The organism is Gallaecimonas xiamenensis 3-C-1 (assembly GCF_000299915.1).
GTDB classification, from domain to species: Bacteria; Pseudomonadota; Gammaproteobacteria; order Enterobacterales; family Gallaecimonadaceae; genus Gallaecimonas; species Gallaecimonas xiamenensis.
The window spans coordinates 1-15,069 of the sequence record NZ_AMRI01000027.1 but is presented as its reverse complement, the minus strand read 5'-3'; the positions used below and the strand labels follow the sequence as shown (position 1 = coordinate 15,069).

Annotated in this window: 15 protein-coding genes; 8 read left to right on the top strand and 7 right to left on the bottom strand. The window is 58.6% G+C overall.

Going from position 1 to position 15,069, the window contains the following annotated elements; translation table 11 throughout:
* Positions 1–7: 7 nt before the first annotated feature.
* Positions 8–742, bottom strand: a complete 735-nt coding sequence (locus B3C1_RS16055) for an ankyrin repeat domain-containing protein (RefSeq protein WP_035482513.1) — start codon at positions 740–742, stop codon at positions 8–10.
* Positions 743–809: 67 nt separating this feature from the next.
* Entirely contained in the window at positions 810–2,159 is a 1,350-nt protein-coding gene (locus B3C1_RS16050) for a Tle-like phospholipase domain-containing protein (protein ID WP_008486117.1), read from the bottom strand.
* Between the two features lie 405 nt (positions 2,160–2,564).
* On the opposite strand from B3C1_RS16050, the gene B3C1_RS16045 reads away from it, so the two are divergent.
* Entirely contained in the window at positions 2,565–4,454 is a 1,890-nt protein-coding gene (locus tag B3C1_RS16045; protein WP_008486116.1) for an extracellular catalytic domain type 1 short-chain-length polyhydroxyalkanoate depolymerase, read from the top strand.
* An 80-nt stretch (positions 4,455–4,534) separates the two neighbouring features.
* Complete coding sequence (locus B3C1_RS16040) at positions 4,535–4,795, top strand: hypothetical protein (protein ID WP_008486115.1); 261 nt, start codon at positions 4,535–4,537, stop codon at positions 4,793–4,795.
* Between the two features lie 54 nt (positions 4,796–4,849).
* Here the strand turns inward: B3C1_RS16040 and ychF are convergent, their stop codons facing one another.
* The 3 genes from ychF to B3C1_RS16025 are packed head-to-tail and all read right to left on the bottom strand — an operon-like array spanning position 4,850 to position 7,153.
* Positions 4,850–5,941 (bottom strand): redox-regulated ATPase YchF, encoded by a 1,092-nt coding sequence (ychF, locus tag B3C1_RS16035; RefSeq protein ID WP_008486114.1) that lies wholly within the window; start codon positions 5,939–5,941, stop codon positions 4,850–4,852.
* Positions 5,942–5,959: 18 nt separating this feature from the next.
* On the bottom strand, positions 5,960–6,544 hold the full coding sequence (gene pth, locus B3C1_RS16030; protein ID WP_008486113.1) for an aminoacyl-tRNA hydrolase: 585 nt from the start codon (positions 6,542–6,544) through the stop codon (positions 5,960–5,962).
* A gap of 3 nt (positions 6,545–6,547) precedes the next feature.
* On the bottom strand, positions 6,548–7,153 hold the full coding sequence (locus B3C1_RS16025; RefSeq protein WP_008486111.1) for a 50S ribosomal protein L25/general stress protein Ctc: 606 nt from the start codon (positions 7,151–7,153) through the stop codon (positions 6,548–6,550).
* A 187-nt stretch (positions 7,154–7,340) separates the two neighbouring features.
* Here B3C1_RS16025 and B3C1_RS16020 point away from each other — a divergent pair, with 187 nt between their 5' ends.
* On the top strand, positions 7,341–7,715 hold the full coding sequence (locus B3C1_RS16020) for a PH domain-containing protein (RefSeq protein WP_008486110.1): 375 nt from the start codon (positions 7,341–7,343) through the stop codon (positions 7,713–7,715).
* On the opposite strand, the gene B3C1_RS16015 is transcribed toward B3C1_RS16020, so the two are convergent.
* A complete protein-coding gene (locus B3C1_RS16015; RefSeq protein WP_008486109.1) occupies positions 7,712–8,707 on the bottom strand; it encodes a TIGR00341 family protein in 996 nt (331 codons plus the stop codon). The genes B3C1_RS16020 and B3C1_RS16015 overlap by 4 nt on opposite strands.
* A 165-nt stretch (positions 8,708–8,872) precedes the next feature.
* Here B3C1_RS16015 and B3C1_RS16010 point away from each other — a divergent pair, with 165 nt between their 5' ends.
* From B3C1_RS16010 to B3C1_RS15990, 5 genes are all read left to right on the top strand, one after another.
* A complete protein-coding gene (locus B3C1_RS16010) occupies positions 8,873–10,600 on the top strand; it encodes a DUF885 domain-containing protein (RefSeq protein ID WP_008486108.1) in 1,728 nt (575 codons plus the stop codon).
* Between the two features lie 153 nt (positions 10,601–10,753).
* Positions 10,754–12,067 (top strand): mechanosensitive ion channel family protein, encoded by a 1,314-nt coding sequence (locus B3C1_RS16005; protein WP_008486107.1) that lies wholly within the window; start codon positions 10,754–10,756, stop codon positions 12,065–12,067.
* 829 nt (positions 12,068–12,896) lie between these two features.
* Positions 12,897–13,481 (top strand): DUF6338 family protein, encoded by a 585-nt coding sequence (locus tag B3C1_RS16000; RefSeq protein ID WP_008486106.1) that lies wholly within the window; start codon positions 12,897–12,899, stop codon positions 13,479–13,481.
* Between the two features lie 11 nt (positions 13,482–13,492).
* The gene (locus B3C1_RS15995; RefSeq protein WP_156804592.1) at positions 13,493–13,675 is read left to right on the top strand and encodes a hypothetical protein; all 183 of its coding nucleotides are present in this window, start codon (positions 13,493–13,495) and stop codon (positions 13,673–13,675) included.
* Positions 13,676–13,958: 283 nt separating this feature from the next.
* On the top strand, positions 13,959–14,297 hold the full coding sequence (locus B3C1_RS15990; RefSeq protein WP_156804591.1) for a hypothetical protein: 339 nt from the start codon (positions 13,959–13,961) through the stop codon (positions 14,295–14,297).
* A gap of 186 nt (positions 14,298–14,483) precedes the next feature.
* On the opposite strand, the gene B3C1_RS15985 is transcribed toward B3C1_RS15990, so the two are convergent.
* The coding region (locus B3C1_RS15985; protein ID WP_008486104.1) for a hypothetical protein at positions 14,484–15,069 on the bottom strand (586 nt) is incomplete at its 5' end.

Here is a 15,069-nt window from a genome sequence, read left to right as displayed (position 1 = left end):
GGCTTTTTCAATGCTGCTTTTCCTTGGCCTGGGCCTTGAGGTCCCAGCGGTTGGGGCGGCCTTCTTTGATCCTCACCTCACGGGGTGAGAGAGGCGGGAACTGCACGCCTTTTTCTATCAGCAGGGTTTTGAGCTTCTGGGCCCAACCGTAAGCGGGGTAGGCGGGGTTGAGCAGCCCCTGGCTGAGCCCTTCGTGGATATTCCAGGCGATATCGTCATCCACCGTGCTGCGCAGCCGGTAGTCGGCGCCCAGCTCCACCAGCTTGTAGGCGATCTCGTACTTGTTGAGGGTAGCGGCGTACAGGGCGCTGTTGCGGTGCAGGTTGTCCAGCTTGTCCAGGTCGGCGCCGTGGTCCAGCAACATCTGCACCTGGGACCAGCGCTCTTCCCCTATGGCCTCAAAGAGAGCCGGCTCCCCTTTCTGGTTGACCGAATTGGGGTCGCCGCCCTGGTCCAGCAGCAGCGCCAGCAGGGCATCGTCATTACCGCCGGCCACGGCCGCCACCGGGGTGTTACCGGTGCAGGAAGGATAATTGGGGTCGGCGCCCAGTTGCAGCGCCCTTTTTACGGCGTCCTTGTCCTTTTCCATCATCAGCCAGAACAGGGGGGTGATGCCCTCCTGGCCCCGGCTGTTAAGGTCCAGGCCGCCGGCCAGTTTCTGCTGGGCGTCCCCCTGGTTGCCCTGGGCAATGTCCTCCAGCAAGGTGACCATCTGGGGGCTGAAAAAGTCCGTTGCCTTCATACTGTCTCCTTTGAGGCCGCAGCTGGCCAGGGCCAGCAATACCATGATTATCCCTATGGGTTTCAACCTATCCTCCCACTAAACCGCTGAGGGTACTGATGTCTTCGGCTTTCTGGGACTCGATGCCGGCGATCACCTGATCCATGCCATGGCGGGCTATGGGGTTGCCCCCCTGAACGCTGGGTAAGGGGCTGATACTCCCTATGGCCTCGGGAATATCCGGCAACACGCCGCCGATCAGCAAGCCGGCCACGGCGCCAAGGGGGCCACCCAAGAGGCCGCCGGCTGTGGCCAGCAGCCCACTCAGAGCGGCGTTGCCGTATTTCTGGGCCATGGTCAGGATCTCCCCGTCCACCGCCTGGCTCTGGATCAGCTTGCCGGCATCGGCATTGCTCAGGCCACCCAGCCGCGCTGCGGTCTTGGGATGCAACCCGGCAGAGTTGAAGGTGTAACCGGGTTGGCCTGTCACTGCAACCCCGGCCGACGCCAAGCCGCCCCCCAGGGAGTGGCCCACTATGGTGAAGTCGTCCCCCAGGGCCCGTTTGGTGAGCTTGGCCAGGTCCATGGCCTGGTTGTATTGGCCGGTTTCCTTGCCCATGCCCTGGGCGAAGTTGGTGGCCCAGTCCTTTTTACCGGTCACGGCGTTGTTGGTGCCCCTGTAGGTGAGCATCACTTCGCCGTTGATTTGCGACTCGAACAGGGCGGCGCCGAAGCCGCTGTCCGGATCGGAGAAGTTGGCGCCGGCCATGCCGGGCACATCGCTGCCTTCCAGCAGCGTCAGGCCCACCGGCGGCGTCGGCAGTTCGGCCAGGGCGCCCCGGCGGAACTCGTCAACCCGGTAAACATACTGGGCCGCTTCGGCCCGCAGGATATTGTCGTTGTTAAAGGCCAGGCGGGCATTGGCGGCGGCGGCTTCTGGGATACCGGCCGTCTGATCGATAAGGCCAAGCCTTGCCTGGTAGCGCTGTTGGCGGGCGGCCACGGGGTCCAAGGCGGCCAGGGCCTCGGCGTTGTCACCCAACCGGGCCAAGGGCGCAGCGGCAGCGGCGCTGCTGGGGCCGGCCTGCTGCTGGCGGGGGGCATCCTGGCTGTCGGCCTCCGCCGAGGACAGGGCGCTGGCACCGGCTATGCCAGGTTCGTTCCAGGGATTGGGCAGTTGCCATACCTTCAGATCGCCCCTGACCAGCTTGCTTACCAGCCTGGCCCTGACATCCCCCTGGCCCCCAAGACCCAGTTCAGTGCCAAGGTCGCCAAGATCGGTTAGGTCGTCTAGAAACTGGGCGGCCGGGCCTGGGCTGTCCAGCCAGATCAGTTGCCAGGTGTCGAGGGCGTCGGGGCGGGGCAATCCCTGGCTGCACAGGTAGCTGCGCCCCCAACGGTCTTCCAGTAACCAACCATGCTCTGTCCTGGTTGCCATCCTTGCCTTCCCCACTGTCATTATCGTTATGGGTCAAAAATTGACCTGGACAGTCTGGCAAGAGGTGGCCTGGGCCGTCAATGGCCAAGGCCCTAGGCAAAGGGCTGGCCAAAAAGGGTAATTCGCCTTAAGGCAATATTGATCAAGAAGCTGTTTTACAAGGATAAGCAGGTCAAAAAATGGTGAAAGCCGCCATCGCGCAAAGGTTTGCGTGGCCTGGGTCCGAGGGGCTTTCCCGCCGCCAGCGGCGGCGCAATTAACACTAAAGTACTAAACCCTCTTTCTCTATCGGTCCCTAGGATGGAGGCAGGACTGGCTTGCTGCTTTCTGGGATGAAAGGCGCTGTGCAGGGCATGAGCCGATGCCGGCCCACACCGAGACATCATCCAAAGAGGGCAGCAAAAAATGATAACGAAGAAGGATATCCTACTGGCTCTGGCCTTATGGCTGGGGCTGGGCGCCGTGGCCTATGCCGGCAGCTGGAGTAAAAACCAAAGCCTGGGGGGCTTTAACAAGGTGCATATCTATACCCCGGACAGCCAGTCGAGCATCGGCGACGGCCGTGGCCTGCTGCTGGTATTGCATGGCTGCACCCAGGCCATCGACGCTTATCTGACCGCCAACCTTGAAGACGCCGCCGAGGAGTTTGGCCTGGTGATCGCCGTGCCGGACGCAATGAACAAGGCCGGCTTTAGCTGCTGGTCTTACTGGAGCGGCACCAAATCCCGCAGCAGCGGCGACTATAAAAACCTCATAAACCTGGCCCAGGCCCTGGTGGCGGATACCAGCCGCCATATCGATGCCAACCAGGTTTATATCGCCGGGCTGTCGTCTGGGGCCAGCTTTGCCAATACCACCGCCTGCCTGGCGCCAGACGTTTTTGCCGGCATGGGCATCAGCGCCGGGCCCAGCATCGGCACCAGCTCCAGCGGCGCCCTTGGCCCCTGTGAAAGCGCCGATGTGGCCAGCCGCTGTAGCCAATACGCCGGCAGCTACCAAAGCTATCTTGGCAGCCAAATCGCCTCCATCGCCCAAGGGGATAGCGATAGCACCGTCAACCTCTGTTACAACAGCCAAAACGCCGAGGGCATGGCGGCCCTTTATGGGGTCAGCCCCTTGCCGGGCAGCACCCTTATCAGCGAAGGCAGCGGCCACAGCGCCGAACAAAGCCTGTGGCGAGACGGGCGGGTATCCATGCTGTGGTTCAACAATGTCGACCACGCTTGGTCTGGCGGCGAGGGTGCCAGCGGCAGTTACATCAACGGCGCCAGCATCAACTACGCCCGCTATCTTGGCCGCTACTTTATGGAGAACAACAAAAGGGTCAGCCGCAACCAGGGGCCGGTGCTGAGTAACGTGGCGCTGGGGGTCAATGGTGATCGCATCCTGGTCACCGGCAAGGCGGTGGATGCTGAGGGCAGCGTGGCGGCCGTCAGCGCCCGCTTTGTGGCCAGCAATGGCAGCGAGCAATCTGCTAGTGCCACGGTAGCGGCCGATGGCAGCTTTAGCCTGCAAAGCCCGGCCCTTGCCAATGACCTTTACCAGGTGGCGGTGCTCGCCACCGACGACGAAGGCCTGGACGGCAACCTCTACCAAGGCAGCGCCAGGGTAGGGCCGGCGCCACCGGCCAGCGCCCCGGTGCTGTCCAACCTCAATGTGGCGGTAAGCGGCCAATGCGCCCTGGTGACCGGTACCGTGGTGGATGTGAATGAGGATTTGAGCGCCGTTACCCTGGCCTTTGCTGGCGCCACCCAAAATGCTGATATCAGCGCCAGCCAATTTAGCGGCCAGCGCTGCAACCTGCCGGGAGGCAGCAACAGCGTTACCGTCACCGCCACCGACGCCGGGGGCTTGAGTACCAGCCAGGTACTGGATTTTGCAATCGACGCCGGCCAAACCGCTACCCTTGACGGCCACATCAGCGCCGGGCGCCTCGACTACACCAATTACGCCAATTGTTACCTCGAATACGGCACGGCGAGCTTTACCCTGCGTGAGGTGACCAGCGGCGAGCAGTGCCGCTGGCAGGACGATGACGCCAGTTGCCAGGGGCCGGTGCAGGCCTGCTCTGGCAGCAGCACGCCGCCCCCAGATGAAGGGGACGGCGATTGCCAAACCTTTACCACCAATAACTACAGCCAGAAGGTGGCGGGCCGCGCCTACAGCACCGGCAACCCCCTGGCGCCGGACTACTTTGCCACCGGCAGCGACCAGCCCATGGCCGGCTCTACCTGGGGGGTAAACACCCTGCATTCAGACGACGGCCAGAGCTGGTACCTGGGCAGCTGCGACTAAGGGCCATCCGCTGCTACGACCTCTTGTGGCGCCGGGGCGGCTATCTTTGCCTTAGCGTCCCCTTAAAAAAAGGCGTCTTTATGAAACCCGTACTGCGTTGGGCCATTCCCCTTAGCTGTGGCGGTAATCTGTTGGCGGTAGGCAGCTCCTGGAGTCTTTACCTGTACCGGGGCCCCGGGCCCCTGGTACTGCTGGCGGGGGCCTTGTTGGCCGCCCTTGCCACTGTGTTGTCATTGCACCTGGCGCCGCCGGGGCTGGCCTGGAAGCCCAGCCTGGTGGCGGGCGGCGTAATGGGAAGCCTGGTGGCCTACCTGTTCGGCGGCCTGCTGCTGGTGTTGTAAGGCGCTGGCCATAAAAAAAGCCGCCCTAGGGCGGCTTTTTTCGTTGCAACGGGGTTAGACGTTGAAGCGGAAGTGGATCACGTCGCCGTCTTTGACGATGTATTCCTTGCCTTCCAGGCGCCATTTACCGGCTTCTTTGGCTCCTTGTTCGCCGTTGTTGGCGACAAAGTCCTCGTAGCCCACCACTTCGGCGCGGATAAAGCCCTTTTCGAAGTCGGTGTGGATCTTACCGGCCGCCTGGGGGGCGGTGGAGTTGACCTTGATGGTCCAGGCCCGCACTTCTTTGACACCGGCGGTGAAGTAGGTGTGCAGGTTCAAAAGCTCGTAGCCGGCGCGAATCACCCGGTTCAGGCCCGGCTCGTCCAGGCCCAGCTCTTCCATAAAGGCTTGGCGGTCTTCGTCGTCCAGCTCGGCGATGTCAGACTCAACGGCGGCGCACACCGGCACCACTATGGCGTCTTCGTCGGCGGCGATGGCCCGTACCTTATCCAGATAAGGGTTGTTCTCAAAGCCGTCTTCATTGACGTTGGCAATGTACATGGTGGGCTTGCCGGTCAGGTAGTTCTGGTAGCCGATGGCGGCCTTTTCTTCGGCGCTCAGGCCGAAGGAGCGCAGCATCTTACCGGCTTCCAGGTGCGGCTGAATTTTCAGCAGCACGTCCTGCTCGGCCTTGGCTTCCTTGTCGCCGCCCTTGGCCTTTTTCTGTACCCGGGTCAGGGCGCGGTCTACTGCTTCCATGTCCGCCAGCACCAGTTCGGTGTTGATGACGTCGATGTCTTCGGCCGGGTTTACCTTGCCGGCCACGTGGATGATGTTGTCGTTTTCGAAGCAACGTACCACGTGGGCAATGGCGTCGGTTTCACGGATGTTGGCCAGGAACTTGTTACCCAGGCCTTCACCTTTGGAGGCACCTTCCACCAGGCCGGCGATGTCCACAAACTCCATGGTGGTGGGCAGTACCCGCTGGGGGTTGACGATCTCGGCCAGCTTGTTCAGGCGGATATCCGGAACCGGAACCACACCCGTGTTGGGTTCAATGGTGCAAAAGGGGAAGTTGGCGGCTTCGATGCCGGCCTTGGTCAGCGCATTGAACAGGGTGGATTTGCCGACGTTGGGCAGGCCCACAATGCCACATTTGAATCCCATGGAGTCTTCCTCGAAAATTTAGGCCTTAAAGGCGTGAAGCCGGTTCTGGGCTGCGGTAATACCGCTGTCGAACAGAATGTCGGTGGCCCGGATGGCTTCGTCTATGGCTGCGTTGATCTGCTCTTGCTCGGCGGCCGGAGCCTTGCCCAGCACATAACCGGTGACCTTGTTGCGGTCTCCCGGGTGGCCGATACCGATACGCAACCGGTGGAAATTCGGGTTGTTGCCCATCTTGGCCATGATGTCTTTCAGGCCGTTATGGCCGCCATGGCCTCCGCCTTGCTTGAAGCGGGCTACCCCGGGAGGCAGGTCCATCTCGTCGTGGGCCACCAGTATGCTCTCTACCGGAATACGGTAAAAGTTGGCCAAAGCGCCGACGGCTTTGCCAGAGAGGTTCATGTACGTGGTGGGGACCAGCAAACGCACATCCTTGCCCTTGATTTGAATGCGGGCAGTGAAGGCGGAGAATTTGCTTTCCAGGGTCAGGGATTGCCGGTGAAGGCGGGCCAGCTCCTCGATATACCAGGCGCCGGCATTATGGCGGGTTTGGGCGTATTCGGGGCCTGGATTACCCAGGCCCACAAGCAGTTGAATATCGCTCACGCTTTACTCAGCAGCTTCACCTTCAGCTTCTTCGCTGACGCCGCCTTTAGGAGCGTTCAGGGAGAATACGGCTTGGTTGTGGTCTTCGCCTTTAGCCAGCTCAACCAGGGCAACACCTTTAGGTACGGCCAGGTCGGTCAGGTGCAGGGTAGCGCCTACTTCCAGACCGGCTACGTTCACTTCGATGAACTCAGGCAGGTCTTTGGGCAGACAGGTGATTTCCACTTCGGAAGCCAGACGGGCAACTACGCCGCCTTTCTTGGTAGCAGCTTCTTCACCAACGAAGTGCAGGGGCACTTTGGTGACCACTTTGTGGGAAGCGTCTACGCGCAGGAAGTCGATGTGGGTGACTTTCGGCTTATAGGGGTGGCGCTGCATGTCCTTAACCAGAACTTCGGTTTTGGCACCGGCGATGTTCAGGGTCAGGATGTGGGTGTAGAAACCTTCTTCGGCCTGGGCTTCGATCACTTTGTTGTGATCCAGGGCGATGGAGACCGGCTCTTTGTCAGCACCGTAAACGATAGCAGGTACTTTTTCCTCACGACGCAGGCGGCGGCTCGCACCTTTCCCCAGGTCAGTACGGAGTTCTGCTTCAAAAATATAAGACATGGTATTACTCCAAAAATAAGTAAGTTATCGGCTTCCCGCGACCAAGAAACCGATCGATCCTCCTGCCGGGTCCGGCAAGGGGCGCGCTAGTTTAACAAAGCACCAGCCCCGCCACAACAGGCCCCTGGCTGCCAAAAACAGGGGGTTGTGATAGTGTCGGGGCGGCTTTTGATAAGGAGATGACAAGATGGGACTCTTTTCCGGTTTACTGGGCATGGGCTCAGAGGTGAGCAGCGAGAAGCTGGACGCCACCCTGGGGCCGCTATTGGCCGACGGCGAACAGATAGACAAGGCCTACCAGCTGATCCGCGACCTGTTCGTGTTCACCAACAAGCGCATCATCCTGGTGGACAAACAGGGCCTGACCGGCAAAAAGCAATTTGTGCTGTCGGTGCCCTACAACAAGGTCACCAAATACGCCCTGGAAACCGCCGGCCACTTCGACCTGGACGCCGAAATCAAGCTGTGGGTGGGCTCGGAGCCCGAACCCATCAGCCGCGAGCTGGGCAAGGGCAATGACGTCAGGGAGCTGTACCGCACCCTGTCCAACCACCTGCTTTAAAGCAGGGTACCTATCACCGCCGCCAGGGCCAGCAGCAGCGCCACCCAGATGGCAAAGGCGCGCAGGCTGGCCTTGCGCACCTTTTCTTCCTGCCACCAGTGGCGAGGGCCAAGGCCTTGCAATAAAAAGGTGCCCACCCCGGCCAGGTTGATACACACCAGGTTGGTAAACACCAAGAGCCCGGCCCTGGCCGCCAGGGCCAGCTCGCCGCTGCCCAGCAGCAAACCGGCGGTGACCAAAGGCGGCATCAGCGCCACCGCCACCATAACGCCGATAACGGCGCCGGCCTGGCCGGCGGTAAAGGCCAGGGTGCCGGCGGCCCCGGCGCATAGGGCCAACACCAGGTCCGACAGGGCCACCTGGGTGCGCCCGGCAATGGCCGGTATGGCCGGGTCCACCTTGATGGCAAAGCCGATGGCCCCGGCCAGTAAAAAGCCCAGGCCAAGGCCGGCGGCATTGCACCACAGGGCTTTTTTACCCAATTTGATATCCCCCAGGGTGGTGGCCAGGCTCAGGGCGATATTGGGCATCAGCAGCGGGGCTATCACCATGGCGCCGATGATGATGGCGATGTCGTCCCGCAACAGGCCCACCGCCGCCACCAGGGCCGACAGCAGCACCATCAGCAGGTAATTGCGGCCCAGCTTGGTGCCGCTTAACGCCTCTTCGTAGAGTTCGTCCCGGCTGACCCGGTTGGCGGCCTTCTTTTCTTCTTCCAGCTCGGCCTTGGGGGCCTGGTCCTCTTCTTCGGGGTGGGGCAGGGCCGCTTCCACCGGCACCAGGATCACTTTGAAGCTGTCCTGGTCGGCAAAGGCGCTGCTGAAGGCGTCCATCAGCGGCTCGGCCTGTTCGGCGTTTAGCAGCAGGTTGGTGAGCAGCAGGCCGTCTTCCCGTTCCTGCCAGCAATCCCTGACCTTGCGCTCGTCCAAAATGGCTTGCACTTTGTCCTTATTGTCCTGGGCTACCACCAGGGTCATCAGCCTTAGGGCCATGGCGGGACACTCCTTGTTGGGGGCTGGTGCCGGGCCTGCTAGGGCGGCCGACACCCTGTCATATCTAGTTACTTTTCATAATGAAAACAACTATGTTGTTTGCAGTATCCGGCTGTTACCTTGAGCCGAACGCCTGCAACGTCTTTAACAAAGGTGGATAAGAAGATGAAGAAGTCCTTGCTGCTGCTCAGCCTGACCAGCCTGGGCCTGGCTGCCGAACCGGCCTGGGTGGATACCTCCAACCAATACGCCGCCCCGGTGCTGGAACAGATGGCTAAATACAGCCCCGAGATGGGCTCCTACCTGGGGCTGGAAGCCTACGACGGCAAGACCCTGGATCTGTCCAAAGGGGTGTATGAACGCTCCCAGAAAGACAGCGCCGCCATCTTGGCCAAGCTCAAGGCCGAGCTTGCCAAGGAAAAGGACCCCAGGGTTCAGCAGGACCTTGGCATCATGATCGCTACCGTCGACCGGGGCCTGGCCTCGTCCAAGCTGGAACACGACCAGCTGCTGCCCTTTTACAATGTCGGCGAAACCCTGTTCCAGGGCCTGCAAAGCCTGCTGGACGAGCGCAACAGCGATGCGCGCAAGGCCAAGGCCGTTGAGCGCCTGAAAAGCTACGCGGGCCTCAGTGGTAAGCCCAGCCTGGTGGCAGAGGCCCGTGCCCGCACCGAAGAGCGCCTCAAGGTCAAAGGCCTTATCGGCCCCTACCAGCGGGAAGTGGAGCAGGGCCTGGCCAACACCCAGCGCTACCTGCAAGGCATCAAGCAGCTCTTTGAAGCCAACAAGCTTGAAGGTTGGCAGCCTGCCTTTGACAAGCTGTCCGGCGAACTGACCGACTACGACGCCTGGGTAAAAACCACCCTGCTACCCCACGCCCGTGACAGCCACGTGCTGCCAGAAGCCCTTTACGCCAACGCCCTGAAAAACTACGGGGTGAACATGGCGCCGAGGGAACTGATGGAGCGGGCGCTGTTTGGCTATGCCGAGATCCGTGACGAGATGCAGTCCCTGGCCGGCCGTATCGCCAAGGAACAAGGCTTTAAGAGCAGCGACTACCGGGACGTGATCCGTGAGCTGAAAAAACGCCAGCTCATCGGCCCCGCTATCCTGCCTTTCTACGAGAAGCGCCTGGCCAGCATCGAACAGATGGTGCGTGACCATAACATCGTCACCCTGCCCAGCCGCGAAGCCAATATCCGCCTGGCCTCCGAGGCCGAGTCGGCGGCCCAGCCGGCTCCCCACATGAACCCGCCGCGCCTGATTGGCAACAAGGGGGAATACGGCGAGTTTGTGCTGCCCCTTAACAACCCCAATGCCGGCGGCAAGCTGCAGGACGACTTTACCAACGAGTCCTTCGCCTGGACCCTGACCATTCACGAAGCCCGCCCCGGCCACGAACTGCAATTTTCCAAGATGGTAGAAAGCGGTGTGTCCCAGGCCAGGGCCATCTTCGCCTTCAACAGCGCCAACGTCGAAGGCTGGGCCCTGTACTCCGAAGCCATCATGAAGCAGTACCTGCCCCTGGACGGCCAGCTGTTCTCCTTGCAGGCCCGCCTGCAACGGGCGGCCCGCGCCTTCCTCGACCCCATGCTGAACCTGGGCATGATAAGCCCGGACGACGCCAAGAAAGTGCTGATGGACGACGTGGTGCTGTCCGAACCTTTCGCCACCCAGGAAGTGGACCGCTACACCTTCCGCGCCCCGGGCCAGGCCACCAGCTACTACTACGGCTACATGGCCCTGCGGGAGCTGCGCACCAAGGTCGAACTCAAGCTCAAGGACAAGTTTGACCAGCAAGCCTTCCACGACTTTATCCTGGCCCAGGGCCTGCTGCCGCCAGAGCTGCTGGAAAAGGCGGTGATGGCCGACTTCGTGCCCAAATACCGCTAAGGCGCCCCCAAGACCCAAAGCCCGGCCATGCCGGGCTTTTTTGTTGCCAACCGGGCCAGGTTGGCCAAAAGAAAGGCCATGGCGTAAACCTAAACCAAGGCAAAACCCGGCTGGTTCAGGCGGGCTTACGTTTTGGTACCAGGAGTCGCCGTTATGGACCTCTCTACCTTTAAAAGCACCATGCTCGATGCCGGCCAAAGCGCCGCCGACGCCTTGATGATGCCAAGCACCTATGCGCAGTTGGCGCTGGTGCTGGTGGTGTTTGCCATCAGTTTTCTGCTGGCCCGGCGCCTGAGGCACTATCTGCCCCTTTTTGCCGAACTGCCCACCGAGGCCAAGGCCAACCCCCTGCGCCGCCTCACCGGCAAGGTGGGCAACCTGTTCTTCCCCCTGCTGGCGATCCTGGCCCTCAGCGTTTTTGTGGAAATCAGCGCCCAGCTGCTGGGCCAGTCCTGGCTGGTGCGCACCGCCCTGCTGGTGGCCATGCTGCTGGTGTTCAACGCCATCATCCGTGACCACGTGCGCAGCGACTTTATCGCCTTCGTGTTTCGCTGGGTGGGGCTGCCGCTGCTGTTCTTGCACCTGGTGGACGGCCTTGGCCCCCTTATCGAGATCCTCGACGCCATCTCGGTAACCATCGGCAATATCCAGGTGTCCGCCTACGGCATAGTGCGGGTGCTGCTGTTCGGGTCGGTGCTGTTCTGGCTGGGGCGCCTGTCCAACAGTACCGGCCAGGAGATCATCCGCCGCCAGGAAAAACTGGATTTTCGCACCAAGGAAGTGGCCGCCAAGCTGCTGGAAGTGGCCATCTTCCTGGTGATCTTCCTGCTGCTGTTGCAGGTGATGGGCATCAACCTCACCGCCCTGGCGGTATTCGGCGGCGCCCTGGGTGTGGGTCTGGGCTTTGGCCTGCAGGCCATCGCCTCCAACTTTATCTCCGGCATCATCATCCTGCTGGACCGCTCGGTATCGGTGGACGACTACATCGAACTGGCGGACGGGCGCACCGGCATAGTGCGGGAACTGAGCCTGCGCTCCACCACCCTGGAAACCTTCGACGGCAAAGACATCATGGTGCCCAACGAAAAGTTCGTCACCGAAACCTTCACCAACTGGACCCACAAGAACCAAAAGCAGCGCTACCGGGTGGACTTTTCCGTGGCCTACCGCACCGACGTGCGCAAGCTGGTGGAAGTCATAAAAGAGGTGGTGGCCTCCCATCCCAAGGTGCTGAGCGGCGAGGAACTGCCCATAGAAGAAAGGCCCGACTGCGAAATCGACAGCTTCGGCGATTCAGGCATCAACATGTTCGTGGAGTTCTGGATGTACGGCATAGACGACGGCAAGAACAGGGTAGGGGGGGATCTGCTGCTGATGATCCTCGAAGCCATGCACGAGCACGGCTTTGAAATCCCCTTCCCGCAGCGGGAGGTCAGGGTGCTCAACGAAGGCTTTGGCAAACCCTAGCTTTTGTGTTGCTTTGGTGGCGCGGTGGCGGTTGTCGCTGGGCTGCTTTGTCTATCGGCATTGGGTTATTTACCGAATAGTGTCAGTGGGTTAGTCTGAGGTTTCAGTCGCAGCTCTGCCGAGATTGGTTTTCAATAGACCTGCGACTATGGACGGTTTAGTTGATGACAAGGATGCTATCAGCGGTTTGGGAGCTGTAACCCACGGGCGGTAGCGTGTCTCGAATGTGCCCAGCGGGCACTGGCTTTTGTTGGCGGGGGGCGCCCCGCAGCGCGGTACTTTTGGGGGCAAAAGTACCCAAAACCCTGCCCCACGCTACGCTTCTCCTTCGCCTCTGGTCGTTCTCAGGCCACCGGTTCGTACGCGCTCCCGGCACGTACTCACCTGCCTCGACGTCTTGTCTCGGCTGGCCTTTCACTCCCTACGGCTCAGCGCTGCGCTTAACGGGGCGGAAGAGCCTTGTACCAGCAGGTCAGGCTGCCAACTGATTGGTCGGCTGCTCCGTTCAGGTTTTTGGATGGGCATACAGTATATCCAGGCGCACTATGGATATTTGGCACCTTTATTACGGATGCCAGGCTCGCTTATTCCAGCAGTTACTAGCTAAGATACTGATTAATTTTGATTTTTCAGGTAGTCCGACTTCATGATAAGAAGCCGGTCCGATCAGCAAAAGAAGCCGGCTCGTTTTCACGCAGGGTGATTGATGGGGTCGCAGATATCACCAAGGAAGTCAGGTGGTTAACATCACTCTTTCCAGTGGTTTGATGAGTGAAAGCGAGCCGGCTTCATAACTATTGTTATACGCAATCAAACTATGGAGTATTAAATGGACGTATGGGAAATTGATAAGCTGGCATTGTTTATTGCGTTTGTAATTCCCGGCTTCATTAGCATAAAAGCGTATCAACTTGCTTTCCCCGGAACGGAGCGGGCAACTTCTGACCAGCTTGTAGATGCCATAGCCTACAGCTCTATTAACTATGCATTGCTAATTTTCCCAATAATTTCTATTGAGTCCGGAACTCTCAAGGAAACATGTAGATTCCTATACTATCTGTTCTATATTTTTGTTCTATTTATCGCCCCCATTATTTGGGTTCTTATCTGGAAATACCTCAGAACACGTGATTTCTTTCAGCGTAACGCACCGCACCCAACGGCAAAACCGTGGGATTATGTATTTGCACAGCGAAAACCCTACTGGGTTAAAGTTACGCTGAAAGATGGCACTATCATAGCCGGTAGATACGCTGATAAATCTTTTGCATCGAGTGCTCCCGCACCAGAGCAAATTTACTTAGAAGAAACGTGGGTGCTTAATGATAAAGGCGGTTTTGAACGGGCCAAAAACAATACGGCAGGGGTAATAATTCTGTCGAGTGAAATATCCCATATCGAGCTTAGAAGCTAAAAGGAGGCTTTATGTCTAACGATAAAAAACCAATCAATGAAGGCTATATCCCCCAAAAAATTGAAAAAGGGTATCAACCAGCCAAACCAACACCACAACCCACTGGTGATCCAAAACCTCAAGGGGGTTACATTCCAACTACTAGTGGTGGCGATAATCCTACTAATAATCCAACGCCACCTGGTGATGAGTAAGCGTATAACAAACCGCTCAAATTCGTTCCGGCCACAAAAAAAACGTGGCCTCCACCGGACTCGCTAACGCTCGCCGTTTAGCGGGGCGTTAGTGGCCGGTCTAGTGTGAAGAGATTTTCAAATTGATAGATGAATTTATAGATGCATATTCAGATGACCAGATCTATCTTGAAATGATAGAAAAACTGGTGGACGACCATCCCACAGAAAGCCTAGTACCGGATAGCATTATTCTTCATTTTGTCGTCTTTGGGTCGTAATGATGGTCGGCAGCATAGAAACCATGATTAAGAAATGGGCTAGGCCAGAAGGCATGATGAGTGATATTGCCGACTATCTCAAAAAGGGGCCGAACGAAGAAAAAATTGACGAACTTTATAAAGCAATAGAGCTGAGAGGTTTAAATCCTGAAAGGGAATGTTTTGAAGATTATTTGGCATGTAAGTACATCCGGAATGCCTACATACACGGCGAATGGAACGAAAGTCAACGAATTTATGTAGAGTCGCGGAATTTTCCATCTACCACTATGCAATTTTCACCTGAGCATTATGCGCGTATAAAAAAGTGCTATTACCACATACTAAACAAACTGGGCATGGCCAATGCACTCGAAAAATAAAGGACATCCATCTTCTGAGTATCCCAAAGTTCAGTTTTCGCATTGCATCGACAGTGCGGTATTAATCAGCCTTGAGGGTGTTTGCTTTGCTCTGATACCGTGTTTTGCTGTTAAAAATGCAAATTAGAGACGAGCGAGACTATCAGCGGGTGCTGAGGGTATATGAGCGTGGTGGTGAAGGGTGAGTTAAGCGGCTTTTATCGGTGGGCCGACCACGTGTCGTCGATGATGAGCTTTGGCGTAGGCACTTTGAGCCTGCTTGTGCCCAATCACAGAGCCACGGGAAAGCTGGTGTTGGCCAAGGGCGATAAGGAAGCTGTCGGCATCAAGACCTAAGCGTTCCAAAATGGCAGGGGTTTCTGTGGTGATGAAGCCGCGCTTGTCTTCTCGTTGTGCCCGACCCGTCCAATCCACCAACGCCAGGTAATCGGCCAGCGCAAAGGGGATGCCTTTGGGGCTGTCTTTAAACTGGGTGACAAAGGGTAGTAACGCGGGCTTAGTGTCGTCTTCAGTACTAAGCCTTGCTGACAGTGACACATCTGCTGAGGCTTCAGGGGTATCCACTATCTTGGCGCGAAGGGGGTTGAGGTCGACATAAGCCATGCAGGCCAGCAACCCCGCTTCATCCAAAATGGCTTGGGACCTAAAACGTGCCTCCCAAAACCGGCCTTTGCAGTGGTCTTCTTCATTGGCCCGACGGGCAATATGCTCGTTCAAGCAACGCATAAACCAGGACAGGTCACAGAGCCGCTGCCGCAACTTCTCGATATGT

Coding starts and splice junctions, on each gene's coding strand:
- B3C1_RS16055 (WP_035482513.1), bottom strand. CDS start 742: ATGAAGGCAACGGACTTTTTCAGCCCCCAGATGGTCACCTTGCTGGAG.
- B3C1_RS16050 (WP_008486117.1), bottom strand. CDS start 2,159: ATGGCAACCAGGACAGAGCATGGTTGGTTACTGGAAGACCGTTGGGGG.
- B3C1_RS16045 (WP_008486116.1), top strand. CDS start 2,565: ATGATAACGAAGAAGGATATCCTACTGGCTCTGGCCTTATGGCTGGGG.
- B3C1_RS16040 (WP_008486115.1), top strand. CDS start 4,535: ATGAAACCCGTACTGCGTTGGGCCATTCCCCTTAGCTGTGGCGGTAAT.
- ychF (WP_008486114.1), bottom strand. CDS start 5,941: ATGGGATTCAAATGTGGCATTGTGGGCCTGCCCAACGTCGGCAAATCC.
- B3C1_RS16025 (WP_008486111.1), bottom strand. CDS start 7,153: ATGTCTTATATTTTTGAAGCAGAACTCCGTACTGACCTGGGGAAAGGT.
- B3C1_RS16020 (WP_008486110.1), top strand. CDS start 7,341: ATGGGACTCTTTTCCGGTTTACTGGGCATGGGCTCAGAGGTGAGCAGC.
- B3C1_RS16015 (WP_008486109.1), bottom strand. CDS start 8,707: ATGGCCCTAAGGCTGATGACCCTGGTGGTAGCCCAGGACAATAAGGAC.
- B3C1_RS16010 (WP_008486108.1), top strand. CDS start 8,873: ATGAAGAAGTCCTTGCTGCTGCTCAGCCTGACCAGCCTGGGCCTGGCT.
- B3C1_RS16005 (WP_008486107.1), top strand. CDS start 10,754: ATGGACCTCTCTACCTTTAAAAGCACCATGCTCGATGCCGGCCAAAGC.
- B3C1_RS16000 (WP_008486106.1), top strand. CDS start 12,897: ATGGACGTATGGGAAATTGATAAGCTGGCATTGTTTATTGCGTTTGTA.
- B3C1_RS15995 (WP_156804592.1), top strand. CDS start 13,493: ATGTCTAACGATAAAAAACCAATCAATGAAGGCTATATCCCCCAAAAA.
- B3C1_RS15990 (WP_156804591.1), top strand. CDS start 13,959: ATGATTAAGAAATGGGCTAGGCCAGAAGGCATGATGAGTGATATTGCC.